General features: G+C 42.5%; 25 protein-coding genes and 1 tRNA gene. 22 read left to right on the top strand and 4 right to left on the bottom strand.

Annotated features, from left to right (window positions below):
• Nucleotides 1-185: 185 nt before the first annotated feature.
• Both H562_RS0110510 and H562_RS0110505 read right to left on the bottom strand, forming a co-directional pair.
• Nucleotides 186-680 (bottom strand): hypothetical protein, encoded by a 495-nt coding sequence (locus tag H562_RS0110510; RefSeq protein WP_027377472.1) that lies wholly within the window; start codon nucleotides 678-680, stop codon nucleotides 186-188.
• An 11-nt stretch (nucleotides 681-691) separates the two neighbouring features.
• Nucleotides 692-1,069 (bottom strand): hypothetical protein, encoded by a 378-nt coding sequence (locus H562_RS0110505; RefSeq protein ID WP_027377471.1) that lies wholly within the window; start codon nucleotides 1,067-1,069, stop codon nucleotides 692-694.
• 365 nt (nucleotides 1,070-1,434) lie between these two features.
• On the opposite strand from H562_RS0110505, the gene H562_RS0110500 reads away from it, so the two are divergent.
• From H562_RS0110500 to apaG, 22 genes are all read left to right on the top strand, one after another.
• A complete protein-coding gene (locus H562_RS0110500) occupies nucleotides 1,435-2,247 on the top strand; it encodes an energy transducer TonB (protein ID WP_051190480.1) in 813 nt (270 codons plus the stop codon).
• A gap of 169 nt (nucleotides 2,248-2,416) precedes the next feature.
• The gene (locus H562_RS0110495) at nucleotides 2,417-3,190 is read left to right on the top strand and encodes a ParA family protein (RefSeq protein ID WP_027377469.1); all 774 of its coding nucleotides are present in this window, start codon (nucleotides 2,417-2,419) and stop codon (nucleotides 3,188-3,190) included.
• Between the two features lie 53 nt (nucleotides 3,191-3,243).
• Nucleotides 3,244-4,131 (top strand): ParB/RepB/Spo0J family partition protein, encoded by an 888-nt coding sequence (locus H562_RS0110490; protein WP_027377468.1) that lies wholly within the window; start codon nucleotides 3,244-3,246, stop codon nucleotides 4,129-4,131.
• The gene (locus tag H562_RS0110485) at nucleotides 4,132-4,761 is read left to right on the top strand and encodes a DUF5683 domain-containing protein (RefSeq protein ID WP_027377467.1); all 630 of its coding nucleotides are present in this window, start codon (nucleotides 4,132-4,134) and stop codon (nucleotides 4,759-4,761) included.
• Nucleotides 4,762-4,822: 61 nt separating this feature from the next.
• A complete protein-coding gene (gene dapB, locus H562_RS0110480) occupies nucleotides 4,823-5,533 on the top strand; it encodes a 4-hydroxy-tetrahydrodipicolinate reductase (RefSeq protein WP_027377466.1) in 711 nt (236 codons plus the stop codon).
• 69 nt (nucleotides 5,534-5,602) lie between these two features.
• The gene (lepB, locus tag H562_RS0110475; protein WP_027377465.1) at nucleotides 5,603-7,258 is read left to right on the top strand and encodes a signal peptidase I; all 1,656 of its coding nucleotides are present in this window, start codon (nucleotides 5,603-5,605) and stop codon (nucleotides 7,256-7,258) included.
• Between the two features lie 29 nt (nucleotides 7,259-7,287).
• The gene (locus H562_RS0110470) at nucleotides 7,288-7,899 is read left to right on the top strand and encodes a WbqC family protein (RefSeq protein ID WP_027377464.1); all 612 of its coding nucleotides are present in this window, start codon (nucleotides 7,288-7,290) and stop codon (nucleotides 7,897-7,899) included.
• 6 nt (nucleotides 7,900-7,905) lie between these two features.
• A complete protein-coding gene (locus H562_RS0110465) occupies nucleotides 7,906-9,624 on the top strand; it encodes a S8 family serine peptidase (protein WP_027377463.1) in 1,719 nt (572 codons plus the stop codon).
• A 105-nt stretch (nucleotides 9,625-9,729) separates the two neighbouring features.
• Nucleotides 9,730-10,209: a lipocalin family protein gene (locus H562_RS0110460; protein ID WP_027377462.1), complete on the top strand. Its 480-nt coding sequence runs from the start codon at nucleotides 9,730-9,732 to the stop codon at nucleotides 10,207-10,209.
• Between the two features lie 22 nt (nucleotides 10,210-10,231).
• Complete coding sequence (locus H562_RS0110455; RefSeq protein ID WP_027377461.1) at nucleotides 10,232-10,924, top strand: OmpA family protein; 693 nt, start codon at nucleotides 10,232-10,234, stop codon at nucleotides 10,922-10,924.
• Between the two features lie 88 nt (nucleotides 10,925-11,012).
• Nucleotides 11,013-11,897: a decaprenyl-phosphate phosphoribosyltransferase gene (locus H562_RS0110450; protein WP_027377460.1), complete on the top strand. Its 885-nt coding sequence runs from the start codon at nucleotides 11,013-11,015 to the stop codon at nucleotides 11,895-11,897.
• A gap of 82 nt (nucleotides 11,898-11,979) precedes the next feature.
• Nucleotides 11,980-13,335 carry an FAD-binding oxidoreductase gene (locus H562_RS0110445; protein WP_027377459.1) on the top strand — a complete coding sequence of 452 codons (1,356 nt, stop codon included), beginning with the start codon at nucleotides 11,980-11,982 and terminating at the stop codon, nucleotides 13,333-13,335.
• Nucleotides 13,332-14,057: an SDR family NAD(P)-dependent oxidoreductase gene (locus H562_RS0110440; protein ID WP_027377458.1), complete on the top strand. Its 726-nt coding sequence runs from the start codon at nucleotides 13,332-13,334 to the stop codon at nucleotides 14,055-14,057. Before H562_RS0110445 ends, H562_RS0110440 begins: the two co-directional genes overlap by 4 nt.
• 28 nt (nucleotides 14,058-14,085) lie before the next feature.
• The gene (locus H562_RS0110435) at nucleotides 14,086-14,673 is read left to right on the top strand and encodes an HAD-IB family hydrolase (RefSeq protein WP_027377457.1); all 588 of its coding nucleotides are present in this window, start codon (nucleotides 14,086-14,088) and stop codon (nucleotides 14,671-14,673) included.
• A 39-nt stretch (nucleotides 14,674-14,712) separates the two neighbouring features.
• A complete protein-coding gene (locus H562_RS0110430; protein WP_027377456.1) occupies nucleotides 14,713-15,900 on the top strand; it encodes a cysteine desulfurase family protein in 1,188 nt (395 codons plus the stop codon).
• 62 nt (nucleotides 15,901-15,962) lie between these two features.
• Nucleotides 15,963-16,280: a thioredoxin gene (trxA, locus tag H562_RS0110425; protein ID WP_027377455.1), complete on the top strand. Its 318-nt coding sequence runs from the start codon at nucleotides 15,963-15,965 to the stop codon at nucleotides 16,278-16,280.
• A 240-nt stretch (nucleotides 16,281-16,520) separates the two neighbouring features.
• Nucleotides 16,521-16,594, top strand: a tRNA-Asp gene (locus H562_RS0110415).
• A gap of 413 nt (nucleotides 16,595-17,007) precedes the next feature.
• Nucleotides 17,008-18,276: a glucose-1-phosphate adenylyltransferase gene (locus H562_RS0110410; protein ID WP_027377454.1), complete on the top strand. Its 1,269-nt coding sequence runs from the start codon at nucleotides 17,008-17,010 to the stop codon at nucleotides 18,274-18,276.
• Nucleotides 18,277-18,382: 106 nt separating this feature from the next.
• Nucleotides 18,383-19,390 carry an SRPBCC family protein gene (locus H562_RS0110405; RefSeq protein WP_233701996.1) on the top strand — a complete coding sequence of 336 codons (1,008 nt, stop codon included), beginning with the start codon at nucleotides 18,383-18,385 and terminating at the stop codon, nucleotides 19,388-19,390.
• A gap of 96 nt (nucleotides 19,391-19,486) precedes the next feature.
• Nucleotides 19,487-22,288: a 2-oxoglutarate dehydrogenase E1 component gene (locus tag H562_RS0110400; protein ID WP_027377452.1), complete on the top strand. Its 2,802-nt coding sequence runs from the start codon at nucleotides 19,487-19,489 to the stop codon at nucleotides 22,286-22,288.
• Nucleotides 22,289-22,331: 43 nt separating this feature from the next.
• Nucleotides 22,332-23,588, top strand: a complete 1,257-nt coding sequence (gene odhB, locus H562_RS0110395) for a 2-oxoglutarate dehydrogenase complex dihydrolipoyllysine-residue succinyltransferase (protein WP_027377451.1) — start codon at nucleotides 22,332-22,334, stop codon at nucleotides 23,586-23,588.
• A gap of 81 nt (nucleotides 23,589-23,669) precedes the next feature.
• Entirely contained in the window at nucleotides 23,670-24,056 is a 387-nt protein-coding gene (gene apaG, locus H562_RS0110390; protein WP_027377450.1) for a Co2+/Mg2+ efflux protein ApaG, read from the top strand.
• 9 nt (nucleotides 24,057-24,065) lie between these two features.
• Here the strand turns inward: apaG and H562_RS0110385 are convergent, their stop codons facing one another.
• Together H562_RS0110385 and H562_RS14990 are read right to left on the bottom strand one after the other, a co-directional pair.
• On the bottom strand, nucleotides 24,066-24,623 hold the full coding sequence (locus H562_RS0110385; protein ID WP_233701995.1) for a 3'-5' exonuclease: 558 nt from the start codon (nucleotides 24,621-24,623) through the stop codon (nucleotides 24,066-24,068).
• A gap of 35 nt (nucleotides 24,624-24,658) precedes the next feature.
• The gene (locus tag H562_RS14990) at nucleotides 24,659-25,426 is read right to left on the bottom strand and encodes an alpha/beta hydrolase (protein ID WP_051190479.1); all 768 of its coding nucleotides are present in this window, start codon (nucleotides 25,424-25,426) and stop codon (nucleotides 24,659-24,661) included.
• Between the last annotated feature and the right edge of the window lie 9 nt (nucleotides 25,427-25,435).

Below are 25,435 nucleotides of genomic sequence, written 5' to 3'. Positions count from 1 at the left end.
ATATCGGTTTTTTCTGCTGCATCGAAAGTAAATTTTGCATCCTGCGAAAGAGCCAGAAAAAGATCTGCATCGGAACCGGCATTTATTTTCAGGAGTTCTTTGTCGATAAGATCTTTCGAACCACGGACTTTCCACTCAGACAGGGCGAGGTCTTTCTGGTTATTAAGACTTACAAGCCTGTCCTGTCAGTTCAGTTTTTCTGCCTCGGAATCCAGATCATCAAAAAGAAGAAGGTGCTCCGAAATCTTCTCGAGCGCAAGGTCGTAATTAAGCTTATACTTCTTATAACTCTTGTATTCCCTGGTGTCGGCGCCTTTGTCATCGTTAAGGATTGTGCTGGTATTTGTAAGGATCTTATCGAAATTCTTTTCAAAACTTTTGATATTGCTGAACTGCAGAATATCCCGGTAAATGTCGAACAGCGCGGTGTTCACGTTCAGATCCCAAAAATACGGTGATACGGGAACCGAATTGAGTTCGTAGGAAATATTCTGTTTCCTGATGATCGATTCAATTTTTTTCTGCTGGTCATCAAGAAGCTGCACGGGTTTCAGAAGTTCCAGGTCGTCATTTTCATACATCCGCAAAGAAGGACAGATCATGGGCAGGTCGTTTTCCATGGAACCCCGTGCGAGATAAATGTCCCGGAGTTTCTGATAAACTGCTATATAATATTTCATGGTTTTATTATTTAGAAAATCAGCAGAAACCAAAATGATTTCTGCTGACCGGTTTTGATGGTTATTCTTTGCCGCTGACGAATTTTTTGATGCCCGGATCCGTGTTTGGTGCTTTTGGCAGAATCCTGCACTTGTACCCGATGATTGAAATATCCGGCGTGGTGAGCACCCTTGGTGTCTACAACCATTTTTGGTGCGGGCGGGGTGCCGAATATGCCGTTGATCGCAAAATCGAAGGAGTTATCCATCAGCACTTTTCCGATTGGATCGAATGCGATGAAATTATTTGGTCCCAGACTTTCGGGATTGTTTTTGGTGAGTTCGCCGTACACTTTGGCGATCAGGTTTCCCATAAAATCCTTGGTTACATCTTCAGTTGTTGTGGGCATGATTATTTTATTTTTTAGTTTTTGCTTACTCTTTTTGGTTTTCAGCGGCGCCTTATTATTTTTAACTGTGCAAATGTAGCCAGGCGCATTGCCCTAATTTCAAGTGTTTTGTCCTTTTTTATACGCGTGATTAGGCTGTTTATTTTTCGGGAATACACCTTTTCAGGAGTTTAAAATCCACAGCGGGTGGAATAAATTAATGGGAATGAATTTGAGTTAAAGCAACTAATTTTTTTATTTGATATGGAAAGAATAATATTTACGGTTATTTGTCAATAAAATGGTTGAGTTTTTGATGACTTTTTAACTAATACTAAAAAATCTTATCTATTTATAAAATCATTTTAATTTTAAAACACGCCACTATGAAAAATCCAATTACATTTAATAAAGATTTCCGTTTCAATGAAGTCATTTTTGAAAACCGGAACAAGGCTTACGGAGCGTACGCCATCCGAAATGAAGAAGGAAGCGTGCTTATAAAATCGCTCTTTGCGGGCGTGGCATTTTTTGCCGCTATAGCAGTTTCGCCGCTAATAATAAATTCTTTTCAAACTCCTGTTACCGTAAAAGCGCCTATTGGCCCGTATATATTAAAGCCCGTTGATCAGTACACACCGGATGTTCCACAGAATATACCAGCACCACCGGTTAAAATTATTGAGAAAACTGTAAAACTCGACTTGCCTACACCCGTGCGCGATGCCGTGAAGCAGGTGCCCGCACCCACCGTGACCGAAACTTCTGAGGCCAGAATAGGTCTGGAAAATACTGCAGGAGAAACCCCGGTTTCGGATCATATCCCTGTTGCGCCACCAACCGTAAATACAGCGCCTGCAACCGTGCTCCCGAAAGCGGTGAACAATAATCCGGTCACTGCCGTAGATGTGGAAGCTGCATTTATTGGGGGGATCAACAGTTTCCGGGCGAAAGTGGTGAATAATTTTGATGCCGGCGCTTTTGAAGGAAGCGGTGGCCTTATGAAAACAACGGTGACTTTCATCGTGGAAAAAGACGGCAGTATTTCGAGCGTAAAGGCCGTGGGACAAGACGGTAAATTTAATACGGAAGCCGAAAAAACCATTAAAGCCATTAAAGGAAAATGGGTTCCCGCAAAACTCAACGGCGAATTTGTACGCAGCTATTTTAAACTTCCAATCGCTATGCAGTTCGAATAAGGAATGTATATTTATTCATTATATACAGTTATCCACAAACGGCTTGGTTTTGTGGATAATTTTTTTTTGTACTAATGGTTTGCGTTGCAGCCGTTTATGTTAAAATGACAGTTGCAGCGTCAGCTGAAAATATATAAAAAAGTGTACTTTTGGGAATTAAATTGAAAGAATGGCTAAAATAATAGGCGTCGCAAATCAGAAAGGTGGTGTCGGGAAAACTACAACTGCGGTGAATTTGGCTGCAGCACTGGGCGTTTTAGAAAAAAAGATTCTCCTGATCGATGCAGATCCGCAGGCAAATGCCTCTTCGGGCCTGGGAGTGGAGGAGTCGAATTTCTCAACCTATAATCTTCTGGAACACAGTGCTGATGCGGAAAAGTGCATACAGAAAACCGCCTCACCAAACCTCGATATTATTCCCTCGCATATTGATCTGGTTGCCGCCGAGATCGAACTTGTCGACAGGCAGAACCGTGAGCATATGCTTAAAAAAGCACTGAAGTCCGTCAGCGATAAATACGACTATATTATTATCGACTGCGCTCCGAGCCTGGGGCTGATCACCATCAATGCACTTACGGCAGCAGATTCTGTGATCATTCCTATACAGTGCGAATATTTTGCTTTGGAAGGTTTGGGCAAACTTCTCAACACCATTAAAAATGTACAGAAAATCCACAATAAGAATCTGGATATCGAAGGCCTGCTTTTGACCATGTATGATTCGCGGTTGAGACTGTCGAACCAGGTAGTAGAAGAAGTGAATTCCCATTTTCCGGAAATGGTTTTTGAAACAATTATCAGCAGAAATGTACGTTTAAGTGAGGCGCCGAGTTTTGGCGAAAGCATTTTAAATTACGATGCCGAGAGCAAAGGTGCCATTCAATATCTGCAGTTGGCCGAAGAAGTGTTACTCAAAAACGAGAAATTAGTCAGTAATTAAGAACTGTACTATTTAATTGAAATATACAGCGAAGTACGAATCACATTTGGAATATGAAAGATAAAAGAAGAGCAATGGGCAGAGGTTTGGGTGCCATTTTAAGTGCCGAATCCAAAGCCTCCGTAAATTCTGCAACCGATGAAGGCGCCGATAAATTTGTCGGTAATATTGTAGAAGTGGATCTGGATGATATCTATCCCAATGCCACGCAGCCCCGAACTTATTTTGATGAAAAGGCACTGAATGACCTTGCACAGTCCATTAAGAATTTAGGTGTGATACAGCCGGTCACTTTACGGAAAGAGGGTGACAAGTTTGAGATCATTTCCGGCGAACGCAGGTTCCGCGCCAGTAAAATAGCAGGACTACAGACTGTTCCCGCCTACATCCGTCTGGTAAATGATCAGGAATTGCTGGAGATGGCACTTGTTGAAAATATTCAGCGTGAGGATCTTGATTCCATAGAAATTGCACTGACTTACCAGCGGTTACTTGAAGAGATTGGCATGACGCAGGAAAACCTCAGTCAGCGTGTTGGCAAGGAGCGGAGTACCATTACAAATTCTCTGCGACTGCTTAAACTTAATCCACTGATGCAAAACGCGATCCGCAGCGGCGAGATTTCTGCAGGCCACGGCCGGGCACTTCTCACTTTAGATGAAACCGCAGAACAGGAAAAACTATTCCGCGATATACTGGCACAGAATTTAAGTGTACGCCAGACGGAGCAGGCTGCGAGCCAGCTCAAAAATCCGGTAAAAACCATCCCCCGCGCGAAAACCGCACTTCCCAATTACTTCAAGAAAGCAGAAAGAAACCTTGCCGATGTGCTGGATGTAAATGTAGAAGTGAAGGTTGCAGCCAACGGAAAAAAGGGAAAGATCATCCTGGATTTTAAAAATGAAGAAGAACTGCAGAATATTCTCTCACATTTCAGCTAAATGAAGCAACTCCTCTTTTTTTTACTTTTCATTTTTTGTGCTAAAGGTTTCGCGCAGGTCAATCCCAACGATACCATACGCGTAGAGAATTATCCGAAAGATTCTGTATCGACCGTAACTCCAAAATCAGAAGTCGCGGTGCTCAGCGATATCAACACGGCAAATGCTCCTGCTGTTGAAATGAAATTTAACCCGACAAAAGCCGGACTTTATTCCGCCGTACTGCCGGGTTTAGGCCAGTATTACAACAAAAAATACTGGAAAATTCCTATTGTTTGGGGCGGGATCGGCACGGGAATCGGAATTACACTTTGGAACCAAAAACAATACAACCGATACAGAGACGCATTTATAGCGGAACTCAACGGTCAGCCACATGAATTTTCAGATATACCAGGAATTACGGCGGATGCACTGGGCCGCACCCAGGACCGCGCAAAACGCCAGCGCGACTACGCAATCGCTGTTACCGCTTTGGTGTATGTACTGAATATCGTGGATGCGGTGGTTGACGCCCATTTGTATGAAGGCCGAAAAGATCCCGATCTCGCCCTGCAACCGGCAATCATTTATGATGAACTTGCGCAGCAGAATGCGAAAACGGGACTGAAATTAAGTTACAGGTTTTAAAGTATTTATTTTAAAAGTTTTAAAATAACCATTACATTAATTAAATCGATACACCATCAATATGAAAATAGCACTTGTCGGTTACGGTAAAATGGGAAAGATCATAGAGCAGATCGCCATTGACAGAGGTCACGAGATCGTGGCACGGCTCAATGAAACGCCAACTACTGCTACACTCAATAATCCGGATGTGGCAATTGAATTCTCGAATCCGGAAGTTGCTTTTAACAATATAAAACTTTGCCTCGAGAATCAGATTCCCGTCATCTGTGGCACGACCGGCTGGCTCGCTAAAAAAGCAAATATCGAAAAAATTGCCACGGAAAATAACACGGCTTTCCTTTATGGTTCGAACTTCAGTTTGGGTGTTAATTTATTTTTTGCATTGAATGAACAGCTGGCGCAACTCATGAGAAAGTTCAGCGGCTATTTGGTACAGCTTGAAGAGGTACACCACACCCAGAAAAAAGACGCACCAAGCGGCACTGCCATTTCCCTGGCCGAAGGAATCATTAAAAACGATGACCGTTTCGATGCCTGGAAACTTGAGCAGACTTCCGGAAACCAACTCGGCATTTTTGCGGTACGCGAAGATGAGGTTCCTGGGACACACCGTGTTTCCTATAAAAGTGAGGTCGATGAAATCGAGATCAGCCATACAGCCTTCAACCGTAATGGATTTGCGATGGGTGCAGTTGTAGCCGCTGAATGGATCCGCGGAAAAAAAGGTAACTTTTCGATGAAGGATGTACTTTTCAGCGCACCGCAGTAACTGCTTCCAATTGCAGCAGTCTGTAACAAAAACGGCTTTACACCAACTAATAGCGATAAGCAAAACTATATGAATTACTTTCTTACTTATTTACTGTATGTAATTATTCTCTCGGTGCTGATGGGAATTTCCACGTGGAAACTCTTTAAAAAAATGGGCTACAATCCGCTGTTTGCGTTTGTGCCTTTTTACAATTACTATATCATACAGAAGGAAACCGGCCACCCGAAATGGTGGATTGCATTGGCCTATCTGCCCATTGTAGGTCCGGTGATGATGACGGTTTTCCACCTGTTCCTCATGAAGCACTTTGGCAAGAAAAGTTTTTTCGAAGCGTTGCTAACGATTTTCCTTCCTTTCGTTTACATGGCTTTTGTAAATTATTCCAAAGATGCCGAAGTATATAAAGAAGATACGCTTTACCTTACAGATGAAGAGAAATCTGCGAAGAAAAAGGAATCATTTGGCGGTTCCATCACCTTTGCCGTTGTATTTGCGACTATTGTTCACATCTTTATTACACAGCCTTTCGGAATTCCGACAGGATCCATGGAAAGGACTTTGCTTGTAGGCGATTTTCTTTTTGTAAATAAATGGACGTACGGTTACCGACTTCCTATGCGGCCACTCGCCATTCCGTTCTTGCAGGGAACCATTATGGATACCGGTGAAAAAGGTAATCCGAAAGATGATCCCAAATCTTATGTGGACGCGGTGAAATTACCGTACGCGCGGATCATGCAGTTCAATAAACCACAAAAAAATGATATCGTCGTTTTCAACTATCCGCAGGATTCAGTTCATACAGCCACAGACCGAAAAGACCCTTATGTAAAACGTTGTGTAGCAGTTGCGGGCGATGTAATGGAAATGCGTGCGGGAAGACTTTTTGTTAATGGCAAACCCGAAACAATTATGGGCGACCAGCAGGAGCAGCATAAATTCATTGCGACCACGGGTAGCCAGCTTGATGTACCCGCGCTTTATAAAAAATACGGTTTTTTGCCGGTCCGCGAGGAACAGACCAACACTGGCTACATTTACGATTTTCAGGGTTTAACAGATCAAACGGCTAAAGAAATACGGGAACTTCCGCAGATCATCGAACTAAAGGAACATATCTGGCCGAAGGATACAGCCGCCATTTCCTACAAACTGAACTCGACGCATGAATTTTTCACCAAAAATATCGATACCACACAATCCATTTTCCCGATCAATAAAAAATGGAACCAGGATTGGTACGGCCCATTACGAATTCCAAAAAAAGGTGACGTTGTTACGCTGAACCAGGAAACTTTCCCGGAATATCAGTGGATTATTTCAGAATACGAACACAACAAGCTCGAAAATAAAAACGGAAAGATCTTTGTAAATGGCAAAGAAACCTCGCAGTATACCATTCAGCAGGATTATTACATGATGATCGGTGATAACCGCGATGCGTCGCTGGATGCGCGTTTCTTCGGCTTCGTACCGGAAGAGAACATCGTAGGTTCGCCAATGTTTACCTGGTTAAGTGTGGAAGGATTATTCGCCGACACCAGTTCCACGTATCAGCCCGAGGGCAAACGTGTGCGTTGGGACCGTATGTTTAAAGCGACCAATACCGGTGAAACCGATAAAAGAAGTTACTGGTGGGTGGCAGTGATCATTTTGGTGCTTTTCTTCGGCTGGGATTTTTTCGCAAATCTTTTCAGAAAAAAGAACGAAGATATTGACTGATCTTTCCGAAGTTAAATTTTAATAGGAAGATGAAGGTTCTGTTGCCTGTATTTTATTTACCACCGGTTTCCTGGTTTGCTGTGTTCCTGCAAAATGATGCAGAAATTACCCTGGAGATTTTCGAGAATTTTCCCAAGCAGACCTACAGAAACCGCACAGTAATCCTTGGCGCCAACGGCAGACTTCCTTTGATAATCCCAATCTGCCATAACGGTAGAAGACCATTGAATGAGCTCGCGGTTTCGCAGCGGGAAAACTGGCAGGAACAGCACTGGAAGTCTATAAAGAATGCATACCGCAGGTCACCTTATTTTGAGTTTTATGAGGATCGCCTCCAGGAGATCTTTACTGTTGAAACCAATTCGCTTTTGGATTTTAATTTAAAGGCTTTGGAAGTGATCCGGAAAATTTTAAAATCAGAGAAGACATTTGCTTTAACCAGTCATTATATAAAAAATCCGGAACAGGTGGATTACCGCAGCAAGTTCTCAACGAAACACGATATAGAAGTGGAAATGGAAGCGTACTACCAGACCTTTACCGATAAGTTTGGGTTTCAGAAGGACCTCTCGATCGTGGATCTCATTTGTAACAAAGGACCGGAATCTTTGACTTATATTAAAAATATTCAGACCAAATAAATTGAAATGAAAAAAATATTAATCGCAGCCTGCTTTATGACAGGCTTTGTATCATTTGCACAAACTGCCGATACAGCGTTGGATCCTATGAAGGATAAAGACTTAATGACCTGGTATCACAAGGATTTTGCCTCTACGAATGTGTATGGTGTAAATACCCAGAATGCTTACAAATATTTAGAATCCAAAGGATTAAAGCCCACGCCTGTAATTGTTGGTGTTCTGGACAGTGGCGTGCAGGTGGATCATCCCGGTCTCATTAAAAATATGTGGACCAATGTGAACGAAATTCCCGGTAACGGCAAAGATGACGACGGAAACGGATATATTGATGATATCCACGGCTGGAATTTCATCGGTGGTAAAAACGGTGATGTTTACGATGACAATCTGGAAGTAACCAGAGTGGTGAAAAAATACCAGAATGTGTTCGAAGGTCCAAACTCCACGACCAACAAGGCAAACCAGGCAAAAATGCCCGAAGAGTTTGCCATGTATATGAAATCGAAGGATATCTTCACCAAAAAAAGTGTAGAGGCCAGACAGGGCTATGAAACCTATAAGCGTATACAGCAAATGATCCCGACCATGATTGCAATGCTCGACGGCAAAAATCTGACACCGGAAACATTAGCCGCCATTAAACCGACCACCCAGGAGCAGGCAATGGCAGCCTCGGTTTTGAGTCAGGTGGCGCAAGACCCCGAAGTTAAAGGAAAATCACCGGCGGACGTGCAGGCATTTCTGACCAAGCAAATGAAAGAGGCCGTTGATTATTACGAAGTTCAGGCTACAAAACAGTACGATTTGAATTTTGATCCGCGTGCTTCCATCGTTGGCGATGATTATGATAACTATGCTGAGAAGTATTACGGGAATAACCATTATGCAGATCCCAAAGGTGAGCACGGAACTCACGTAGCCGGAATTATTGCAGGTGTTCCACAAGGCGATGAAGTGCAGTATGGAGTAGGTTATAAAGTAGCAAAAATCATGGCAGTGCGGGCTGTTCCGAACGGTGACGAGCGCGATAAAGACGTGGCAAACGCGATCCGCTATGCGGTTGATAATGGTGCTAAAATATTGAATATGAGTTTCGGTAAACCGGTTTCTCCGGGCAAAGATGTGGTTTGGGATGCATTTAAATATGCGCAGGACAAAGGTGTTTTGCTCGTTAAAGCGGCCGGAAACGATAACGAAAATGTAGCTGAAAATGTGTATTATCCGACCAACTACAAAGATGTGGCCGATGCCAAGCCTTTCATAAATAATATGATCGTGGTTGGTGCTTCTACTAATGACAATGAGTTTTTGAGAGCAAGCTTCTCCAACTACAACCAGAAGATGGTAAATGTTTTTGCACCTGGCGAAAAGATCTATTCCACAGTACCTGGTTCAAAATACGAATACCTGCAGGGAACGTCTATGGCTTCACCTGTCGTAGCTGGTGCTGCAGCAGTGCTTATGGCGTATATGCCGAACCTTACGCCGGCACAGGTCATCGAATCGCTGGTCAAAACGGTGAATAAGTCATCGGTTAACGCAATGATCAATTCCAACACCAACAACAAATTCGATATGATCTCTGAAGCAGGTGGCGTCATCGATGTGCGAAAAGCGGCCGAATATGCATTTACAAACTTCTATAAACCGCTTTCCTTTACGCCGCAGGGAAATACAAAAGTTCTCAAAAGAAAGAAAAATGTGAAGGCGGGCAGACGCTAAGAATTTCTTAAATAATTATAAAAGATCCGGTAAATCCGGATTTTTTTTGTTAAAAAAAGTGCTTGGCACGGTTTTTTGTTAGTCTAATTAAATAATTTTACTACTATGAAAAATGCAATACTTGTAGGAATTTTAGGTGCGGCGATGACCGTATCCTGTTCCACCGCAAAAACTGCGCAGTCCAACAGAGCTGAATTTTTAAAACTGAAAGGCGACTGGGAAGTGACCAGCGTCGATTACGACAAAAATTATAAGGTGAAGCCATTCGACGAGGGTGCCGATGCCCAGTGCTTCGTGGGCAGTCACTGGAGACTTATCCCCAATAACTGGACGGGTTCTTATACCTTAAATGGTGGCGGTGCCTGCCCAAGTGTAATTCAGCCCATTAAATTTGAAGTGGTAAACGGAAACGAATTTAAATTTAAAAAATTGCTCGAAGGTTCAAAAGCAAAAGCTGTGACCGAAGGTTACTCACTTAATCTGATCAGCCAGACCGCAGATGGTTTTTCTTTAGAGCAGAATGTACCTGCCGACGGACAAAATGTGCGTATCGTGTACAATTTTGCCAGAACCGGAATGAAATAGAAATCTAACAAATAAGTATATTATGAAACTCGTTAACAAAACAAACATAGCAGCATTATTCATCTCAGCATCTCTTATGATGACAAGCTGTGAAGCTGTAAAAAATTCAAATAACCAACAGAAAGGAACCGTGATCGGCGCTTCTGCAGGTGCAGTTCTGGGCGGTATTTTAGGAAACAATATCGGAAAAGGTAAAAACGCACCTCTTGGCGCTGTACTTGGTGGCGTAGTCGGTGGTGTGGCCGGAAACGTGATCGGAAGTAAAATGGACAAGCAGGCAAAAGAAATTAAAGAAACATTGCCTGGTGCCGAAGTGGAAAGAGTAGGAGAAGGCATTAAAGTAACCCTGAAAGAAAATATGGTCAATTTTGGTTTCGATTCCTCCAACCTTACAGAAGCAGGAAAAATGAATCTCGATAAACTGGCTACCATTCTGGCAAATAACCCCGATACGAACATCAATATTTACGGTTATACCGACAGCAAAGGAACAGATTCCTACAACCTTTCGCTTTCCGACAGAAGGGCTGCCGCGGTGAAAAGCTATCTTTCAATGAAAGGAGTTTCAGCTTCCAGAATGAATACCATGGGTATGGGTGAAGCCGATCCTATTGCCTCCAACGATACCGATGCAGGCAGAGCACAGAACCGACGTGTTGAATTTGCCATAACTGCAAATGAAGATATGATCAATGACGCGAAAACCTCGCAATAAATTATAAATCTACAGACCTGTAGAATCCGCCTTTTGGGCGGATTTTTTATTTTATTATTACTAGTTTTGTGAAAGATTATCTTCACGAATGACGAAATATTTTAAACTGCTCCGCGTGGAACAATGGATCAAAAACCTTTTTGTTTTTGTACCGCTGTTTTTTTCGGGAAACATTACCAATACAGATCTGCTGGGCAAAAGTATTTTTGCGTTTATCATATTTTCCCTTACTGCCAGTGCAGTTTATATCATTAATGATTATTCGGATATAGAATCTGACCAGAAACATCCGGTCAAGAGGCGCCGGCCACTCGCCAGCGGCGCAGTTTCAAAGAAAACGGCACTTGCTATCTTTTTTGGTTTAATGGTAATCAGCATTATTTTGATGGTTTGTGGGAAATTTGTTTTTGAGCGGAACTGGCTGAAGTTTGCGGTAATCATTATTTTTTATTTCCTGATGAATCTGGCTTATACCTACAGGCTGAAACATGTGGCGATCATCGATGTAAGTATCATTGCCATGGGATTTGTACTGCGGGTGCTTGCGGGTGGCTACGCAACGGGAATTTACATTTCACACTGGGCAATATTGCTCACATTTGTCCTGGCACTTGTTCTGGCAATCGGCAAGCGGAGAGGTGAACTCATCAACGCGCAAACCTCCGGGAAAACCAGGCGGTCGCTGGATGGCTATAATGTTCAGTTCGCAGATATTGCCTTATCGATAAGCTGTACTTTGGTAATTGTCTGCTATCTGATGTTCACATTGTCGCCGGAAGTACAACAGCGTTTTCACGCCAGGGTATTCTATACCGTAATATTTGTGGTTTTTGCTATTCTCAGGTATCTGCAGCAAACCTTGGTGTACAATAAAACCGAATCGCCCACCAAAATAATTTACAGAGACAAATATATCCAGGTGACACTGGTTCTTTGGATCGCAGCCTTTTTACTGCAGATTTATTTTAAATAATATGTTGCAGTTCAAAAATAATAACACGAATGAGGAAAAATATACGGTTAAATCTGACATTCAAAAAAAATAATTCAACCGGATGAAGCCGAATTTTATACAAAAAATTGCCAACTGGGGAAATTTCCCCGTGGTGGAAAAGGAAATAAAGTCGGAAGATTCACTGCAGAAAATTCAGGAACTTGTCCGCAGCAAAAATGAAATCATTGCGCGTGGAAACGGCCGCTGTTATGGCGATGCCTCGCTGGCGGAACATATTTTTTCTACCAAAAGACTCAATAAATTTATTTCTTTCGACAGGCTCAACGGTATTTTCGAATGTGAAGCCGGCGTTTTGCTTTCTTCGGTTTTGGAGGTGATTGTGCCGCAGGGTTACTTTTTGTGTGTCACACCGGGTACGAAGTTTGTGTCGGTCGGTGGAGCCATCGCTTCCGATGTACATGGGAAAAACCACCATGTAGAAGGATGTTTTTCCGAATGCCTGATCTCTTTTACTTTGCTTAATGAGTCGAGCGAAGTTCTTACATGCTCAAGATCCGAGAATGCTGATAAGTTCTGGGCCACCATCGGCGGAATGGGATTAACGGGCATTATTCTTTCGGCAAAATTCAGCCTGAAAAATATTGAAACCGCTTACATCCGTCAGGAAAAAATAAAAGCCGAAAATCTGGATGAGGTTTTTCAGCTTTTCGAAGAAAGTGAAGAATGGACGTACAACGTCGCCTGGATCGACTGTTTGCAGAAAGGAACACATATTGGCCGAAGCATTCTGCTCCGCGGCGAACACGCTTTTAGACATCAGTTGCCTGCCGAGTTGCAGGAAAAACCATTAAGACTGAAAAAGAAATTTGCACCCACAGTTCCATTTTATTTTCCCGGTTTTGCCCTCAATACCTTTACAGTAAAGCTTTTTAATCTGCTGTACTTCTTTAAACAGAATAAGAAAACGGTAAAAAACTACGTGGATTATGAAACTTTTTTTTATCCGCTGGATGTGGTTAATGACTGGAATAAGATCTACGGCAGAAGCGGTTTTATACAATACCAGTTTGTAATTCCAAAAGCGCATGGAAAAGAAGGCATGAAAAAAATATTGGAAACGATCGCGAAAAGCGGTAACGGTTCTTTTCTGGCGGTTCTGAAACTTTTTGGGAAGAATAATCCGCTGGCCTATAATTCTTTTCCGCAGGAAGGATATACGCTTGCACTTGATTTTAAAGTAAACCGTAAACTCAAAGATCTGGTGCAAAAATTAGACGGTATTGTAGAAGAATATGGCGGCAGAATTTACCTCACGAAAGACAGTATGAGTAAATCCTCGCTGACCGGTTATCTGCAGAATGTACAGAGTTCCAAATTTGTTTCGCTGCAGCACAAAAGAATTTTAAGTCACAGCTCCGGAACAGGCAGAAATCAAAAAATTAAGAATATACAATGATAGTTCTGGGCAGCAATTCGGAAATTTCACAGGCTTTTGTTGAAAAGATGCTGGATGAAGGCGGGAAATACGCTACAGTGTATCTTTTTACCTCGAACAGAGAAACGACTTTGAAATTCGCAAAACATCTGGATGTTAAGTTTCTGCAGCAGACCGAGATCGTGGAACTTGATCTGTTGGGAGATGTGGATTACGCACGGTTCGATCATATTTCGTCGGATCTCGTTTTCTGCGCTGCAGGTTACCTGGGCGAATCCACGGAAGAAGCGTTATTTAACCCTAAAAACACAGCGAAAATAATTGACGTAAATTATGCGAAGCTTGTTCCCGTTCTGAATTTTTTCGCTGAAAAGCTTGAGCGCCAGCGCCAGGGGACCATGATTGTACTGTCATCTGTCGCGGGTGAGCGCGGGCGGCAGAGCAATTTCATTTATGGCAGTGCCAAAGCAGGACTCACGGCCTACCTGAGCGGTCTCCGGAATTATATGTTTAGCCGGAATGTACATATTCTCACGGTAAAGCCCGGTTTTATGGATACCAAAATGACCGAAGGTTTACCGCTGAACCCAAAACTTACCGCTTCACCGGTGCAGGCTGCAGACGCAATATATAAAGCGTATAAACGTAAAAAAAATGTAGCGTACGTTTTGCCAGTTTGGGCGGTGATCATGCTTGTCATCAGGAATATTCCGGAATTTATCTTTAAGAAAATGAAGTTATAAAGCGTTTTTAAAGACTTTAATAAAAAAAATGAAAAAACTGTATCTCTTTGATTTCGACGGGACTTTAACTTATAAGGACACGCTCTTTTTATATTTGAAGTTCTATAATGCAAAGAAGTTTATGATTCAGTTCGTGCGGCATGTACCGCTTTTCCTGTTACTCAAACTTCGCCTGGCCGATGCAGAAAAAGTAAAGAAAAGTTTCATTTCCTCGGTATTAAAAGGCCAGCGCAAAGAAACCATTGAAAAGAAATCGCAGGAGTTTTTCGTTCGGTTTTATCCGGAGATTATCCGCGAAAATGCTTTAGAATTCATTTCAAATATCAACCGCGAAAAAGTGGACTGCTATATTGTAAGTGCCTCGCTCGACATTTGGGTACAGCCGTTTGCGGATCATTTTAAAATGAAACTTCTGGCCACGCAGGCAGAGTTTGAAAACGGCATATTTACCGGTCGGTTCGTCGGCAGCAACTGCAATGGCGAAGAAAAGCTCCACAGAATAAAAGCTGAGCTTGGGGATAAAAAATACGATAAAACCATTGCTTTCGGCGATACAGCAGGAGACAGGCCGATGATGGAGTGGGCAGATGAAAGTCAGTTTGAATTTTTTCACTAATTTTGTATATCTACAATTCCTAAAAAAGATCTTAAAAAAATGAACAGAATTTATCTTGATAATGCAGCTACCACACCGCTTTCCGAAGAGGTGATCGATGCAATGGTAAGCGTAATGAAAACCACTTACGGTAACCCTTCCTCTACGCACACGCTGGGTCAGGAGGCCAAAATTCTGATCGAAAATGTGCGACGCCAGGTAGCAGATTATCTGCACATAACTCCCGCTGAAATTATTTTCACTTCCTGTGGTACAGAGTCCAATAATATGATCATCAAATCCTGCGTCAATCATCTTGGGGTGGAACGGATCATCACCTCGCCGATGGAGCACAAATGTGTCGCCGAAACGGTGCTTGATATGAAAAAACGGAGAGGAATTGAGGTTGTTTATCTGCGGCCGGATCAAAAAGGAGATTTCGATCTGGCTAAGCTTGAAGAAGAGTTAAAATCATCCGGCAAAAAAACACTGGTCACCTTAATGCACGCCAACAACGAGACGGGTAATTTTCTGGATATTAAGAAAGTAGCAGAACTTTGCCATGAAAATGGTGCACTTTTCCATTCAGATACCGTACAGTCTATGGCGCACATGGCAATGAATTTTGATGAAATCCTGCTGGATTTTGCCTCGTGCAGTGCACATAAATTCCACGGTCCCAAAGGAAGCGGTTTTGCATTTGTACGCAAAGCTTCAGGTTTAAAGGGAATTATTACCGGTGGTCCACAGGAGCGGAGTCTGCGTGCAGGTACAGAAAATGTAAGCGGGATAGTAGGTCTGGGGAAAGCACTGGAAGTGGCTCTGAAAAACATGGACCGCGATATCAGTCACATTAAAGAAATTAAAAAATATGCAGTCGAACGACTTAAATCGGAAATTGAAGGCGTAAAATTCAACGGTCACAGCGCGGAAGAAGACCGAAGTCTCTGCACAGTTTTAAGTGTCCTGTTACCATTCAAAGATCCGATGATCGGCTTAAAACTCGATATGAAAGGAATTGCAATATCTCAGGGCAGCGCATGTTCGTCGGGAGCGTCAAAACCGTCGATGGTGATGATGATGTTGCTGACCGAGGAGGAAATGGAAAAATGTACGCCGCTTCGTGTATCATTCAGCCATCTTACCACCAAAGAAGAAATAGATGCGCTGACCGATGCTTTAAAAGAAATTGCGAATACCTTCGGCATAGAAAAAACCAATATTGCGGATAGACAGATAACGCTTTAAGTTTAGGGAAAAGTCGTAAATTTGGTTTTCAAAAAAGTTTAAATAATTATAAAATATAAAAAATGGCAGTAGAGATTACAGATCAATCATTCCAGGAAATGGTTTTGAATTCAGATAAGCCTGTGTTGGTAGATTTCTGGGCAGTATGGTGCGGACCGTGCAGAATGTTGGGCCCGATCGTAGAAGAAGTGGCAGCCGATTTCGAAGGCAGAGCGCTTGTGGGTAAGGTAGATGTTGACAATAATCAGCAGGTTTCTGTGGATTATGGAATTAGAAATATACCGACTATTTTAATTTTCAAAAACGGTCAGGTAGTTGATAAAATCGTGGGAGTAGCCCCAAAAGAGACGATCGCAGAAAAATTATCAGCACATTTATAAAAAATAACCTTTTGGTTTTTAATGCTTTCTATATTAGAAGGCATTTTTTTTGCAAAAATATTTTGTAGATAAGGGAAAAGTGCTATCTTTGCACTCATCAAAACAAAGGGAAATATATCCTGAGGTTTGAAACTGGTAAATCCGCTCCGGCGGCTGATATCAGGAGGTTTAGACAGCGTAGCGAAAAACAGTCTTACAAATAAAATAAAGCTTTATCAATTGGCTTTTTAATAAAAAATTGATCCGGTAGTTCAGCTGGTTAGAATGCCGCCCTGTCACGGCGGAGGTCGCGGGTTCGAGTCCCGTCCGGATCGCACAAATCTCTCAAATTTATTTGGGAGATTTTGCTTTTCAGGGGTAAGCTGTAATTGCCACACTTGGTTGATGGTGTCTAAATTTATCGGCAAGGCTTCTTTAAACTTTCAAATAGACTATCGTGCTGAGGTTCGCGCAAAACTATATCCAGTTTTTTTGCTTCTTTAAAATTTCCGGTTAGCCTGCGGTCTGGTGAAATAATTTGATTTTATAAGCAAAATTAGTTCATTGTCTTAGAGTCGCTTTTTCAACTTTTCTTTTACTGCAGTAAATATCCGGTTTTCTGTGGTCTTATTTAAATCTTCCGTGGGTTAAATTGTGTTTATATCAGGGTTTTTAATTTGCTTTTTTGCGTAAATAGCACTAATATTGTTATACAGCTAGCAATTCTAAATCTATAAAACACTTCAGTATGAAACCCAGCGTAATATCAATAGTCTTAGGTGGTGGCAGGGGCACCCGGCTTTTCCCTCTTACCTACACCCGCTCCAAGCCGGCTGTACCGATTGCAGGAAAATACAGACTCGTCGATATACCGATCTCAAACTGCCTTAATTCGGGTTTTAACAGGATCCTGGTACTTACGCAGTTTAATTCAGCCTCGCTGAATTCGCATATCAAGAATTCCTATCATTTCGATATTTTCAGCCGCGGCTTTGTAGATATTCTGGCTGCCGAACAAAATGTAGAGAACGAAGAATGGTATCAGGGTACGGCCGATGCCGTGCGCCAGTCGATGAAGCATCTTGGGAAATATGAATATGATTACATCCTGATTCTTTCCGGCGATCAGCTTTACCAAATGAACTTCCGTGAACTGATCGAATACCATTGTAACAATGAGGCCGATATTACGATTGCCACTATTCCGGTCACAGCGAAAGATGCGCCGGGTTTCGGTATTTTAAAATCTGATGAAGAGGGAAATATTACATCTTTTGTTGAAAAACCCGGTGCCGATATATTACACGAATGGACTTCTGAAGTTTCCGAAAAAAGCCGTTCCGAAGGCAAGGATTATCTGGCCTCAATGGGAATTTATGTCTTCAGTAAAAATGTGCTGAAAAAGATGTTCTCCGAAGATCCCGGTGATGATTTTGGCGGCGAGCTTATTCCTAATGGAATTGGCAAATACAAAACCCTCAGTTTTCAGTACGATGGCTACTGGACGGATATTGGGACGATAGATTCATTTTTTGATGCCAATCTCGATCTTACAAGAGATTTTCCCAAGTTCAACCTTTTCAGCAATGCACCCATTTACACCAGGGCGCGTATGTTGCCTCCTTCCAAGATACTTGGTTCTTACGTAAGCAAGGCTGTCTTTGGCGATGGCTGCATTGTAATGGCCGACAAGATAGAAAATTCAATTGTGGGTAACAGAAGCCGCGTGGACAAAGGAAGTACACTGATGAATACATATATGATGGGTGCAGATTTCTATCAAAACACCAAGGAGATTATTTCTAATGATGAGAACGGTATACCTAACCTCGGCATCGGGAAATACTGTTATATTGAAAATGCAATTCTCGACAAGAACTGCTGTATCGGTGACAATGTACGGATCATTGGCGGAAAACACTTGCCCGATGGCGATTACGATGCGCATTCCATTAAGGATGGCGTGGTGGTGGTGAAGAAAAACGCAGTCATCTACCCGGGAACGATCATTCCTTAGAACCAGCTTTCATTAAAATCAAAACACGGCCGATATGTCGTGTTTTTTTATACCGTGGTTTTTGTATTTTTGCCGCATGCGTTGGTTTAAGTACGGAATTATTTTTTTGATTTTTATTTTCGGGATTTATGCAGTTTCGATGACATTTGTGCCGGAAAACAAAGATTTTACCCTTCAGAAAGAAATCGGTTATCCTGTTGACAAAGTTTTTCCGCAGTTTAATAATCTTCAGAATTTCAGTCACTGGAACGCTTTCCTTGCAGATGATCCCAATTTTGTCTTCGATTACTTTACGCCGTACGAGGGCAAAGGCAGTTCACTTGCGTACCATGATAAAAAAGATGATGATGTTTTTGGTGAACTTTTTATACGCTACGATAATCCGAACCGTACGCTGCGTTATCAGCTTTTCGAAGGCAGAAAAAGTACACCCTACCTGATCGACGTCAAATTTGAGAATCTGGGCGACCGAACCCGTATCAACTGGTACATTCATTCGCCAAAACAGCCATTTCTGAAGCGGTCGGTCAATCTGCTGTCTGAAGATGAGTTTGCTGACCGCATGGAGAAGAGTATGAAAAATCTTGCCAATGTGTTGGGCAACAAGGTAGACAAGGACCGCCGGCGGGAAAGTCTTAAGTTCGACAGTCTCATGGTTGAGCAGCAGCAAGGTCAACTGCTTCTCGGTGTAAATGTGAATTCCAGAAACGAGAAAAACTCCCTGTTCAAAAATATCGTGATGAACCATAATAAGGTGTTGAATTACGTGAGAATGGATCTCGGTAAAAAAGAAGATGAATATGGTGAACCCATACTAATAACCGATGCCGACAATTTTAAGGATAAAGAGGTTTCTTACTATTACGGTATTCCGCTGTCGAAAAGAATTGCTGTAGCAGATAATAATTTCAGTTTCAGAACTTTAAATGATACCAAAGCTTACGTAATTTATTACCGTGGCGCCTATTCCGGCCGCATAAAAGCGATCCAGCAGCTGCTTGCGCAGGCAAAAAAGGACACCATGAGAAGCGGTGATCTGCACCAGACTTTTCTGGAGGAACCCGACAATGAAAACAACACCGTTCTGAAACTCTCACTGCCCGTTTTCAGATAATCTTTTAACTATTTTTAAGGCGTTTACATCTTTAGTACTCCACTTTTTTTTGCTAAATTTGTTGTTTAATAAAAACCAAGAGTTAATCTGTAAAAAATGGATAAATTTTCATTCCTGAACGCTGCTCACTCGCAGCTTATCGAGGACTTATATCAGCAGTATACCAAATATCCCGATTCCTTAGAGCCTTCCTGGAAAGCCTTTTTCCAGGGATTTGATTTTGCGCTGGAAAATTACGGCGAAAATTCAGAGGATGTTTCGGCCGCGGTGCCGGGTCCCGTGCAGTACGCAACTCAGGCGATATCTTCCGGAGAAATTCCTGAAGACATCAAAAAAGAATTTAAAATATTAAACTTAATTGAAGGCTACCGACAAAGAGGCCATCTGTTCACCAATACCAATCCTGTACGCGAGCGCCGTCATCATGAGCCTACGCTTGATATAGAAAATTTCGGGCTTAGCAAAGAAGATCTGAACAAAAAATTCAGTTCTGCTACAGAAACCGGAATGCCGGCCGCAGCAACACTTCAGGAGATCATTAATCACCTTGAAAAGATCTACTGCGGATCTATAGGGGTAGAGTATATGCACATAAATAATGTAGACGAGAAAAAGTTTATACGCGAGTGGATTCACGTGAATGAGAATCACGCTGACCTTTCAGCAGCGGAAAAAACGGAAATACTAGAAAAACTCAATCAGGCTGTTGCTTTCGAAAGTTATCTTCATACCAAATTCGTGGGGCAGAAAAGATTCTCGCTGGAAGGTGGTGAATCTCTAATTCCTGCACTCGATCAACTGATCACACGTTCGTCTCAGTTGGGTGTCGATGAAGTGGTGCTCGGTATGGCACACCGTGGGAGACTTAGTGTGCTGACAAACATTTTTGGCAAGTCTTACAAGCAGATCTTCTCAGAATTTGAAGGAAAAGAATTTGAAGAGGATGTGTTCTCCGGAGATGTGAAATACCACCTTGGTTCATCCAAAAAAATAAAGACCGAATCCGGTGAAGAAGTTTCGATCAACCTCACGCCGAACCCTTCGCATCTGGAAACAGTTGGCGCTTTGGTAGAAGGAATCTGCCGTGCGAAAGTTGATAACAAATACAAAGATTATAAAAAGGTTTTACCGATTGTTATACATGGCGACGGTGCGATCGCCGGTCAGGGAATCGTTTATGAAATTGCCCAGATGATGACTTTGGAGGGTTATAAAACCGGCGGTACGATCCATATCGTGGTCAATAACCAGGTTTCCTTTACCACAAATTATCTTGATGCGCGCTCATCAACATACTGTACAGATATTGCCAAAGTTACCGAATCTCCGGTGATGCACGTAAATGCAGACGATGTAGAGGCGGTGGTACATGCCATTCGGTTTGCCGCGGATTTCCGCGCCCGGTTTGGTAAAGATGTGTACATCGATCTTTTAGGATACCGAAAGTACGGGCATAATGAAGGTGATGAACCTCGTTTTACCCAGCCACATCTTTATAAAATCATTTCTAAACATCCGAATCCGAGGGAAATCTATAAAGAATTGCTCATTAAGGAAGGTGTAGTTTCCGAAGCTGTTTTAAAGGAGATGGAATCTAAATTCAAATCTTTGCTCGATGCTGATTTTGATGCATCCAAGGAGATTGAAAAAAACACCATGGATGTTTTTATGTCCGATGACTGGACCAATTATCCGCTGAGTGGCAAAGATGCCATGCTGGAGCCGGTAAAGACGGGTTACGATCTGCAGCAACTCAAGGAGCTGGCTGTAAAAATGACGACTTTGCCAACAGATAAAAAGTTCATCAGCAAGATCACCAGACTTTTCGAAAACCGTCTGAAAATGATACAAGCCAACTCGCTCGATTGGGCGCTTGGTGAGTGGTTGGCTTATGCGACCTTACTTACAGAAGGTAATAACGTGCGGATCTCCGGCGAAGATGTGGAAAGAGGAACTTTCTCTCACCGCCATGCCGTGGTAAAGACCGAGGATGCTGAAGAAGAATACATTCCTTTGAGACATATTTCGGAAAACCGTTTTGATATATACAACTCGCATCTTTCAGAATACGGCGTACTCGGATTTGATTATGGTTATGCCATGTCATCGCCTAATACTTTAACAGTTTGGGAAGCGCAGTTCGGTGATTTTGTTAATGGTGCCCAGATCGTGGTAGACCAATATCTGGCAGCTGCCGAAGAGAAGTGGAAAATTCAGAATGGTTTGGTAATGCTGTTACCACATGGGTTCGAAGGGCAGGGTGCAGAACATTCTTCTGCCAGACTGGAGCGTTTCCTTGGTTTATGTGCCAATGAAAATATGACCGTGGCAAATGCGACCACACCGGCAAATTATTTCCACCTGTTAAGACGGCAGTTGAAATGGAATTTCAGAAAACCTTTGGTGGTAATGACGCCGAAATCCCTCTTACGTCACCCGAAAGTGGTTTCCCCGCTTGAGGATTTTGCAAACGGACAGTTTCAACCTGTAATTGATGATGAATCAGGTAAAGCAGAAAAAGTGGAGAAACTGGTGTTGTGTAGCGGTAAGATTTACTACGAACTTTTAGCTAAAAAGGAAGAGCTGAACTGCGAAAATATTGCATTGGTACGTATGGAGCAGCTTTATCCGCTTCAGCACGATGCGATCGATAAAGTACTTGCGAAATATAAGAACAGAAAGCAGCTGCTTTGGGTTCAGGAAGAACCGGAAAATATGGGCGCGTGGAATTACATCCTGAGAAATTTCCGCGAAACAGGAATCCAGGTAATTTCACCTGTGGCCAGTGGTTCACCGGCGCCGGGAAGTCACAAAATGTTCGAGAGAAATCAGAATAATGTAATCAATCAGGTTTTCGACCGCGAAGATGCACCTGCAAAACGACCTGTTACCGCGTAGGTTTTTTCTTAAATTTTAAAAATAATAAACAAAAATATTCACGATGTCAATATTAGAAATGAAAGTCCCTTCGCCGGGAGAATCCATTACAGAAGTCGAAATTGCTTCCTGGTTGGTAAAGGACGGCGACTACGTAGAAAAAGATCAGCCCATCGCGGAAGTGGATTCCGACAAAGCTACACTTGAGCTTCCTGCAGAACAAAGCGGTATTATTACTTTGAAAGCTGAAGAAGGTGATGTGGTGGAAGTGGGCCAGGTTGTCTGTCTTATTGATACCTCAGCTTCAAAACCCGAAGGAACTTCAGAAGCAAAGACCGAAAATGCGGAGGCTCCAAAAGCCGAAGAAAAAGTGGTTGAGAAAGCAGCGATCGTAAAGGAAGACATTAAGAAAGAAGAAAAACCGGCTCCGACTTCCTACGCGACAGGAACTCCTTCACCGGCAGCGAAAAAAATCCTGGACGAAAAAGGCATCGAGGCTTCCCAGGTTTCCGGCTCGGGAGTAAGTGGCAGAATTACAAAAGATGACGCCAATAAAGCGGCAGTTCCTGCAATGGGCGCAAATGTTTCGGGAGGCTCACGCGCAAGCAGCACGACTAAACTTTCGGTTTTGCGAAGAAAAATTGCGGCCAGACTGGTGACTGTGAAAAACGAAACAGCAATGCTCACGACTTTTAACGAAGTTGATATGTCGGAGATCTTTAGAATAAGAAAGCAGTATAAAGATGAATTCGCACAAAAACACGGCGTTGGTCTGGGCTTTATGTCATTCTTTACCAAGGCGGTTACCCGTGCACTTCAAATGTATCCGGATGTAAATGCTTCTATTGATGGCGATTACAAAATAAATTATGACTTCTGCGATATTTCTGTAGCCGTTTCAGGACCGAAAGGTTTGATGGTTCCTGTACTTCGCAACGCAGAAACAATGTCATTCAGCGGCGTAGAGAAAAACATTAAATCACTGGCTGAGAAAGTGCGCGACGGTAAAATCACTGTTGACGAAATGACCGGCGGAACTTTTACTGTTACTAATGGTGGCGTTTTCGGCTCTATGCTTTCCACACCGATCATCAACCCGCCACAGTCTGCGATCCTGGGTATGCATAACATTATTCAGAGACCGGTTGCAGTAGATGGTCAGGTGGTGATCCGCCCGATGATGTACGTAGCCATGTCTTATGACCACAGAATTATCGACGGTAAAGAATCTGTAGGTTTCCTGGTTGCGGTAAAAGAAGGGATAGACAATCCTGTGGAGTTCCTGCTCGACGGTGATGAAAGAAAAGGCCTTGAACTTTAAAAGATTATACTTTCATTAAAATAAAATCTTATCCCGTCCCAAAAAGGCGGGATATTTGTATTCATCACAATAAACAGGAAAATGTACTCTACAACTACCTCCGATATCCGCGTCTCCGTAATTCCTGAGTACGATACTAAAAACAGTTTCCCCTCAGAAAACCGCTATGTCTTCCGCTATCACATTACCATTGAAAATTTAAGCGGCACAGCAATAAAGCTTTTGCGCCGGAAATGGCTCATCTTCGATGTGGGTTTTGGGTTCACCGAAGTAACCGGCGATGGTGTAATCGGCCTCACGCCAGAAATTGAACCGGGTGAAACCTTTAAATATTTTTCTAATGTGGTGCTGCGGTCGGGAGTAGGAAATATGACGGGAATATACTACTGCACGCAAATTCCTACAGGTAAAACCGTGGAACTGGAAATCCCGAAATTTAATCTCGTTTCCGAAGTGTTGAGTAACTGATCTGATTATCTACAGGATTTTCAGATTTTTTTTCATCACCTCGGTTACTTCATCATTGCGCGTAACCATCAGCCTTTCGAAAGCGAGCAGGGAGATTTTTGCGCATACTTCAGCATCCGCACCAGCCCTGTGGTGGTTAAAGGTGATGCCGTGAAAGTCCGCAAGCGATCTTAGTCCATATTTAGGTAAACCCTTCCAGGATTTTTTGGCTAATGAAATGCTGCAGAGATAGTTGAGTTTTGGCTTGAAGAAACCGTAATGTTCCAGGCAGCTTCGCAATACGCCGGCATCAAATCCTGCGTTATGCGCCACCATTAAATTACCGTACATCAGATTTTCGGCTTCGTGCCAAATTTCGTCAAAGGTAGGTGCATCCTTTACATCGGCGGAGCAAATACCGTGTACATCGATATTTCTCGGATGAAAGTAAGGAAAACTGGGCGGTTTTATAAGCCAGGTTTCGGTCTTTACGATCTGTCCGTTTTCCACTACGCAGATTCCCATTTCACAGGCGGAATTTCGCTCGTACGTAGCGGTTTCAAAATCAATCGCGCAGAAATCTATCACTGGTATATTGTTATTTGTTTATACTTTAAATTTTTTCAGTCTAAGATTTTCCTAAGTTCATTTTTATATATTTCAAATGTTGCCAGGTCTTCATGACTTCCACCGGATATTTCGATGAATTTTTTCTTTGTATGAGGTTTTGACTTTTTCAGCATATCAAAAAGTTTTTTGCCGGATTTTAATGGAACCACAAAGTCTTTAGTTCCGTGAAAATGATATAGCGGTGCTTCAGTTTTTTTAATATACTGATCCGACAGAAAGTGATAGGTCATTTTTGGCGAAATTTTTTCGGTTGCAGAATAGGGGATCCACCTCGAGGCCATATCCTGAAGATTGAAAAAAGCTGCTTCCAGAATCACTTTTGCAGGTCTGTTGTCGGCGGCGATTTTTGTAGCAAATGCGCCACCCAAACTTCTGCCGTAAACCGTTATGCATTCTTCACCAAAATTTTCTTTAAGGAAATCATAGCAAAACTGAACATCCGAAAACAAAAACTCCTCGTTCCGCGGACCGACGCTTTTTCCATAGCCACGATAATCCGGTACCAGTATATCATAACCAAATTCTGTAAATTCCGCGGCAATTTTTCCCCAGCGCTCAAGGTTACCTGCGTTACCATGCAAATAAAGAATGGCGCCTTTCGGTGCAGCCGTTTTAAAATGCACTGCGTTGATCCGGCCGCCGTGTGGTGTTTCCCAGAAATATTCCTCGAAATCATTTTCGAAAATAAATTCATGGTCCGCCGGCAGCGTGACCGGCAAAAAGACCACCTTTTCCTGCAAATATTGAAACAGATTTCCCATCTTTCAGTT

Source organism: Kaistella palustris DSM 21579, assembly GCF_000422265.1.
GTDB classification, from domain to species: Bacteria; Bacteroidota; Bacteroidia; order Flavobacteriales; family Weeksellaceae; genus Kaistella; species Kaistella palustris.
The sequence above is the reverse complement of the archived record's forward strand: the minus strand, read 5'-3'. Positions and strand labels throughout refer to the sequence as shown.

Bases quoted from the DNA above. Each gene is read 5' to 3' on its own strand.
- H562_RS0110410 (WP_027377454.1), top strand. From the start codon at position 17,008: ATGAAACCCAGCGTAATATCAATAGTCTTAGGTGGTGGCAGGGGCACC.
- H562_RS0110450 (WP_027377460.1), top strand. From the start codon at position 11,013: ATGACGAAATATTTTAAACTGCTCCGCGTGGAACAATGGATCAAAAAC.
- trxA (WP_027377455.1), top strand. From the start codon at position 15,963: ATGGCAGTAGAGATTACAGATCAATCATTCCAGGAAATGGTTTTGAAT.
- H562_RS0110465 (WP_027377463.1), top strand. From the start codon at position 7,906: ATGAAAAAAATATTAATCGCAGCCTGCTTTATGACAGGCTTTGTATCA.
- H562_RS0110505 (WP_027377471.1), bottom strand. From the start codon at position 1,069: ATGCCCACAACAACTGAAGATGTAACCAAGGATTTTATGGGAAACCTG.
- odhB (WP_027377451.1), top strand. From the start codon at position 22,332: ATGTCAATATTAGAAATGAAAGTCCCTTCGCCGGGAGAATCCATTACA.
- H562_RS0110500 (WP_051190480.1), top strand. From the start codon at position 1,435: ATGAAAAATCCAATTACATTTAATAAAGATTTCCGTTTCAATGAAGTC.
- H562_RS0110485 (WP_027377467.1), top strand. From the start codon at position 4,132: ATGAAGCAACTCCTCTTTTTTTTACTTTTCATTTTTTGTGCTAAAGGT.
- lepB (WP_027377465.1), top strand. From the start codon at position 5,603: ATGAATTACTTTCTTACTTATTTACTGTATGTAATTATTCTCTCGGTG.
- H562_RS0110455 (WP_027377461.1), top strand. From the start codon at position 10,232: ATGAAACTCGTTAACAAAACAAACATAGCAGCATTATTCATCTCAGCA.
- H562_RS0110470 (WP_027377464.1), top strand. From the start codon at position 7,288: ATGAAGGTTCTGTTGCCTGTATTTTATTTACCACCGGTTTCCTGGTTT.
- H562_RS0110430 (WP_027377456.1), top strand. From the start codon at position 14,713: ATGAACAGAATTTATCTTGATAATGCAGCTACCACACCGCTTTCCGAA.
- H562_RS0110440 (WP_027377458.1), top strand. From the start codon at position 13,332: ATGATAGTTCTGGGCAGCAATTCGGAAATTTCACAGGCTTTTGTTGAA.
- H562_RS0110510 (WP_027377472.1), bottom strand. From the start codon at position 680: ATGAAATATTATATAGCAGTTTATCAGAAACTCCGGGACATTTATCTC.
- dapB (WP_027377466.1), top strand. From the start codon at position 4,823: ATGAAAATAGCACTTGTCGGTTACGGTAAAATGGGAAAGATCATAGAG.
- H562_RS0110400 (WP_027377452.1), top strand. From the start codon at position 19,487: ATGGATAAATTTTCATTCCTGAACGCTGCTCACTCGCAGCTTATCGAG.
- H562_RS14990 (WP_051190479.1), bottom strand. From the start codon at position 25,426: ATGGGAAATCTGTTTCAATATTTGCAGGAAAAGGTGGTCTTTTTGCCG.
- H562_RS0110495 (WP_027377469.1), top strand. From the start codon at position 2,417: ATGGCTAAAATAATAGGCGTCGCAAATCAGAAAGGTGGTGTCGGGAAA.
- apaG (WP_027377450.1), top strand. From the start codon at position 23,670: ATGTACTCTACAACTACCTCCGATATCCGCGTCTCCGTAATTCCTGAG.
- H562_RS0110435 (WP_027377457.1), top strand. From the start codon at position 14,086: ATGAAAAAACTGTATCTCTTTGATTTCGACGGGACTTTAACTTATAAG.
- H562_RS0110445 (WP_027377459.1), top strand. From the start codon at position 11,980: ATGAAGCCGAATTTTATACAAAAAATTGCCAACTGGGGAAATTTCCCC.
- H562_RS0110490 (WP_027377468.1), top strand. From the start codon at position 3,244: ATGAAAGATAAAAGAAGAGCAATGGGCAGAGGTTTGGGTGCCATTTTA.
- H562_RS0110460 (WP_027377462.1), top strand. From the start codon at position 9,730: ATGAAAAATGCAATACTTGTAGGAATTTTAGGTGCGGCGATGACCGTA.